This is a genomic window from Nitrosomonas sp. Nm84, assembly GCF_003201565.1.
GTDB lineage: Bacteria > Pseudomonadota > Gammaproteobacteria > Burkholderiales > Nitrosomonadaceae > Nitrosomonas.
This window is the reverse complement of the sequence record NZ_QJJP01000066.1, coordinates 1-3,338: the sequence shown is the minus strand read 5'-3', so window position 1 is coordinate 3,338 and position 3,338 is coordinate 1. Positions and strand designations below refer to the sequence as shown.

Below are 3,338 nucleotides of genomic sequence, written 5' to 3'. Positions count from 1 at the left end.
CAAGGTAATGGGCCAACTCACTTGAAATATAACTTGGACCGTTGTCACTTAGTAATCGGGGTTTATGTTTGATTTTGATCTGGTTGAGCCCTGTATTCGTGTTGCTTTCGATACTTTAGAAGACATTAAATTGTCGTTGGTTTATTATTGTATTAAAGGCAACAGTTAGGTAAGGCGGTTATTTTTCTTCTAAATACCAAATGCCTTCTTTTAACAAGCCTTGCGCGTGCCATTCTATCAGTGTCGCCTGATCTTTCCTGAAAATATGAGGGCAAGAAATATTTTCTGTAATTGCTTCCTTTTCTAGTGCGGTTAACCAGCTTTCCCATGCAACCATCAAATCCGGTTGGAAACGTGGGTCATCTTGAGCGCCTAATGCGTAAAGCAACACCGTCTCTTTTCGCCCCTTTACGCAATAATAACCTAAGCGGCGAGTAGGCAAGCCGAGTCGCTGAGTCGTCACTACAAAATCTTCCGTGATAATGATCTCGGTATTAAAGTGGCGCGTCAAACTTTCTATGCGGGCGGTCAGATTCATTGGATCTCCCAAAATACCAAATTTCCTGACTCCTCTTTTTGGGCCAAGATCACCCATAACCACCGACCCAGAAGAAAGTCCGATACCTGCACTCAAAATTTGCTGCATGCTTTGCAATAAAGTTTGCTCGAAAGTATTTTTATAGTTTTCTAGCAGTTCCGAGAAGAATCTTTTTTGCAATTGGGAAAGTTCAATTGCACCAAGCAAGGCGTTTCGGTAAGCATCTGTTTCATTGAATTCTTTATAAGGCCAATAATAACAAACCATGTCACCTATATAAGTTTCTAACCAGCCCTCATATTTATCTTGCAAAACCAAGGTGGTCTGGTCTAAATAATCATTCATCAAATTTAAAATATGCATAGGTTCTTTCAACATCCCCGTAATCGAGGTGTAACCTCTCAAATCGCTCATCAGCACGATTGCTTGGTAGCGTTGGTTCTTAAAAAACTCATTAGAGCTGAGCGAAAAGATTAAATTGTGCACTTGTTTGGGCACATACTGAAGAATCAGTTGACCCTCTTTAAATCCAATCATGAGATGCAACGCAATGGTCTGCATTACAGCGGTTATAAACGTCAGCATAGTCACCGTAACCGGCCAGAGTTGCAGAGTTGGCATTAGGCTGCAAAGTGCAATCAGGGTTCCAAGGAGCAGAATTCCCACTCCCCAGAGTAAGCTGAGTTGTTTTAAATAGGTACTGGCCAATACGCCGAATATGGCAGCGCAAATAAAGAGCAGTAGCTTAACGAATATGTTTGGTTCGCGTGGGTGGTCGTCACTTAGAAGCGTCTCGATTGAATCCACCAAATACTGAGTCCCAGGAGTTAGCATGTAAGGCCCGAACAGTGCAGTGGTCATCGGGGTGATCACGGCATCGGTTAATTCTGTCGGTGTAGTCAATTGTAGAATGGCGATGCGGTCTTTTAGCAAAGCGGCTGCTTCTATTGCCATCTGCCGATCACAGTTTGCTAGTTGACTCACCGGAATAATTGGTAACCTGGTTGAGAGCTGAGCCGCATACTGAGGGTGGCTAAATCGGATTCTGCGGCACGGTAAATTCTGATCACACCTCTCTTGCGGTTGCTCATTGAGTGTCTTTATCACATGTTCTGCATCAATGAATTGGGCCATGATGACATTGGCATGTTCATGAGATAAATCCATCCAACGTGCAATGGGTGTATTTTTTGTAATTAATCTATTTAATGCTACTAAACCGGAGTTAGGAATAAAAGCTTCATTTTCCCAATCGTACAAAAGAAAATCTGGCAGACCGGCTTGGTTTTCAAGATATGGAGCTACCCTAAAATAAGAAAATACTTCACTCGACATAGAAAGAGGGGCATTACCAACTGCACTGTTAGTCAACTGGCACTGATTCCCAGAAACCAGGCAGTTAGGTTGTGACCAGCGTATTTCGCCATTGTCTTCTACGCATATGGCATACGGCATGATGCCTTCGTTTTCCTTGGTGAGATTGGCATCCAAGTAGATACCCTTTGCTCCCGCAGCAATGAGATTTTCAGTTGCTTTGGCAAATAAAGGTAATGCTTGCTTTCGGCTAACCTGGATGGGAATGCCAGTATCCAATACTACGATACCTGTGAAGTTCCACTCGGTTCTCGCCTGCAAGACCACTGCAATATCATGGATCCAATAATCTATTTTGTTACCTAGAAAGTAATCCAGGCTGCTTCCCAGTATGGTCGCATTGAAAATAAACAAAAATAACCATTTACTTGCTATCCATGGGATAGTTCGCATTTTCAATCAAAGAGAAGGATAACTGGAATATCTTTTTCAAAGATAGGAAAACTGAAGTTTTTGATTACTTCGATAGCGCACTCAGTAAATTGATTATCAATATTGGTTTCTGTAATGGATGTATCAGTAATCTTTCCATCGGTTCTGATTTTCCAATTAATAGTTATAGGGTCATCAACTTGGAATACCTTGCGGCAAAGATTAATTTCTGGTTCTAAATCAGCTTTCCATTGATTAGTTCCAGTTTGAACACCATCAGAGAAAGGGGCGTTATTTTTTTTGTAAATAAGCCCTCGTAACGTGAGTGACGTTTTGCGCTGCATCATTTCACTTACGGGTGATTTTTTGATTTGTGCAATTGCGCAAAGCAATGTTTTTATTTCACTATTTAGCTCTTGGCACTCTAGGCGATCATTGGTCCAGCTATTGCAGTGACTATTATTTTCAGGGTTAATCCAAGGTAAAACCGCACGATCAATTTTGATACTGACCGGTGCAATTGATTTATTCTGGCAGATGATTTGAAAATTCTCAGAATTTTGAGTGACATTTGTCGACTCAAGCCAAAGTCTTGCGCCTGCTGGAATCTGAAGGATCGTATTTAATGATAACGCGCTGTCATCGGTGCAATAGTTATTAACTACATTTACTCCTGAGCTTCGATGTTTTTGCATTTTTAAGATACCGCACTCAGCAGCTCCAAGATCGCTATGTGTAAGCAAGCAAGCGATCAGTATCATACTCAGGGCGCTTGGCTTGAAAAGGGCAGCTAATAACATTGAATTGAATGACATGTTTTCTCTTTTCTGGATCATCGGCTAACATGATTTGTGGTGAAATTTGTCAATAAAAGTTTTCTTAATTTGAAACTGGCGATATTGCCATGATTTTGATCACGGGAATGAAAAGTTTATAGAAAGTTTCTCCACTGTCAATGGCGGAGTAAAAAGGTACCAAATAGCGCGCGAAAAGTGTACCAGTTAGATTAATAAGAAGAGGGATTTAACCTCTTGGTTTTGCGCATCTGATTTTT

General features: G+C 41.1%; 2 protein-coding genes. Both read right to left on the bottom strand.

Annotated features, from left to right (window positions below):
- Positions 1–178: 178 nt before the first annotated feature.
- Positions 179–2,305, bottom strand: coding sequence for an adenylate/guanylate cyclase domain-containing protein (locus C8R34_RS15995; protein ID WP_110342276.1), 2,127 nt, complete (start codon positions 2,303–2,305; stop codon positions 179–181).
- 2 nt (positions 2,306–2,307) lie between these two features.
- Positions 2,308–3,099: a hypothetical protein gene (locus tag C8R34_RS15990; protein ID WP_110342274.1), complete on the bottom strand. Its 792-nt coding sequence runs from the start codon at positions 3,097–3,099 to the stop codon at positions 2,308–2,310.
- Positions 3,100–3,338: the final 239 nt, after the last annotated feature.

Excerpts from the sequence above, each read along its gene's own strand:
- C8R34_RS15995 (WP_110342276.1), bottom strand. The coding sequence starts at position 2,305 with ATGCGAACTATCCCATGGATAGCAAGTAAATGGTTATTTTTGTTTATT.
- C8R34_RS15990 (WP_110342274.1), bottom strand. The coding sequence starts at position 3,099 with ATGTCATTCAATTCAATGTTATTAGCTGCCCTTTTCAAGCCAAGCGCC.